The 2,248-nt window shown below is 31.4% G+C and carries 1 protein-coding gene and 1 pseudogene; both read left to right on the top strand.

Translation table 11 applies throughout. The features are described 5' to 3' along the window. The first annotated feature begins 105 nt into the window (after window positions 1-105). Window positions 106-378, top strand: a complete 273-nt coding sequence (locus G580_RS10695; RefSeq protein ID WP_051173322.1) for an adenylyl-sulfate kinase — start codon at window positions 106-108, stop codon at window positions 376-378. Then, window positions 375-1,607: pseudogene (locus tag G580_RS11150) on the top strand (class I SAM-dependent methyltransferase); the annotation flags it as partial. The gene G580_RS10695 and the pseudogene G580_RS11150, both read left to right, overlap by 4 nt. Window positions 1,608-2,248: the final 641 nt, after the last annotated feature.

Genomic DNA, 2,248 nt, shown 5'->3' with positions numbered 1-2,248 from the left:
TTTTATGTTATCATTAATTTAAAAAATATTAAAAATTTTTATTATGCCTCTAAAATATTTTATTAAAAGACACAATTTATATTCTACTCCCTTATATGTGCTTTAGTGTCTCCGTATAGAAAGGATAGAGAAGAAGTAAGAAAGATTTTTGAAGAAGGAGAATTTATTGAAGTATTTGTAGATACTCCTATAGAAGTATGCGAAAAAAGAGATACAAAGGGATTGTACAAAAAAGCAAGGCTTGGTCTGATAAAGAATTTTACAGGGGTTGATGACCCTTACGAAGCACCTGATGAGCCTGATGTACACTTAAGAACAGAAAAGGAGAGTATAGAGGAATGTGTAGATAGAGTTTTGAGGAGGATTAGACAGAAATGAAGAAAAAGGTTTGTTTTTCCTTTGTGGTAGATGCTGACCCGATTTTTTACATTCAAGCTCTTAATTTAATAGCTACATTGTTAAAATCCAAAACAGCAAAGCCTGAAGAAATTGTCGTTCACGTTGTAGAAGGGGTAGATAAGGATTTTGTTGAGTTTGTAGAAAAGCTTACCCTGGAAGTACATGAAGTTAAACCCATAGATTATAAACTACCCAGATATTGTAATAAACTTAGACAGCTTGAAAATGAGAGTTTAAAAACAGCAGAGTTGGTAGTTTTGTTAGACACAGACATAGCCTTTACTGATGATGTTAGGGATTTCATAGAATCTTCAGTTCACCTCATTAGAGGAAAAGTGGTAGACCTTCCTAATCCTCCTCTTGAAATTTTAGAAAAGCTTAGACAAGAATTTAGTATAAAGAAAAAGCCTAACCTAACAAACACCTCCCATTCAAATGAATTAACCTTTGATACAAACTGGAATGGAGGTTTTTACATAATACCTTCTAAATATTTAGATGTTTTATATACTTCTTGGACAAAAATTGCTTGCGATTTGATCAAATATCAAACACTTTTAGGAAGATATTTTATTCATACCGATCAAATAAGTTTTTGTTTGTCATTGATGCAAACAGAACTTCCTTATGAGTTAATTTCTGTAGAGTATAATTTCCCTATACACTTAGATCTAAACGCATACGATGAAGATAGTTTTTCATCTCCTAAAGTTTTACATTATCATAAAAAATTAGATTGTCATGGTTTTATAGAGTTTTTAAGTATACCTAAGATTGACCAGTCGATCAAAAAGGCTAATGAATTTATTTCTTTCTTTAGAAAGAAAAATTTTGACAATAAGATTTTTTGGGAGTATAGATATCAAAGATTTGAAGACATAGGTTCAGGTATAGGAAGTAGAGGGGAAAATTTAGAGACAAGAAAAAAGAGATTGTATCCTTTTTTTTATTTTTACGGAAATAAACAGATCCTTGATGTTGGATGTGGAGACTTGGAATTAAGTTGTATGGCAGAATGTGAAAACTATACTGGTGTCGATATATCAGGGGAGGCTATAAAAATAGCAAGAAAAAAGCGTACAGATTGGAATTTTATAGCTGGAGATTTTAATCGTTTAAATTTTGAAGGCCAAAGATATGACTTAGTATACTGTGGAGCAGTACTTATCCATCAACCTACATATGAACAGTATCTTAATTTTGTCAGTAAATTGGTCGAACTCACAGAAGATGTGCTTATAGTAGAAGGCTATGATTCTTCACCTTTATATACCTCTGACATTACTTTTTATTATGAGCCTATTACAGAAACACTTAAAAGAACCCATAAAGTAGCTTCAATAAAACAAATAGGGTCGTATAGAGATATTTCAATAATATTAGCTAAGATGAAAAATAAAGAAGTTGTTGATCTGGATTTATTTATAGAAACGGTATATTACCTGTATACTTGTCCTAATCGAAAGGTCCTACGTGAAATTATTCAGCTTTCTTTTGATTCTTTTGGATGGTTTACGGAAACAAAATCTCGTTTTTACGAATATCCTTATATTGTGGAACATGTTGAAAATATGCAGGGTGATAAAAAAAGAGTTTTAGAAATAGGTGCAGGTGTAAACCCACTACCACTATATTTTTCTAAAAAGGGGTGTGATGTGATAACAATCGACAATTACGAAACTCAGGTTGATCCGAATAAAATAAAAAGCGAGTGGGGCTTTTTAGACTATTCTTTCTTTGATAAAACTATAAAATCTTTGACACTTGTCAAGAGAATTGTGTCTCCTTATAAAATCTCTTTACAAACATTTGCCTCAATTCGTATAAAGCAGACTTAATTAAAGGAAGT

Origin of the sequence: Thermodesulfobacterium hveragerdense DSM 12571 (assembly GCF_000423845.1) — a bacterium.
Taxonomy (GTDB): domain Bacteria; phylum Desulfobacterota; class Thermodesulfobacteria; order Thermodesulfobacteriales; family Thermodesulfobacteriaceae; genus Thermodesulfobacterium; species Thermodesulfobacterium hveragerdense.
The sequence above is the reverse complement of the archived record's forward strand: the minus strand, read 5'-3'. Positions and strand labels throughout refer to the sequence as shown.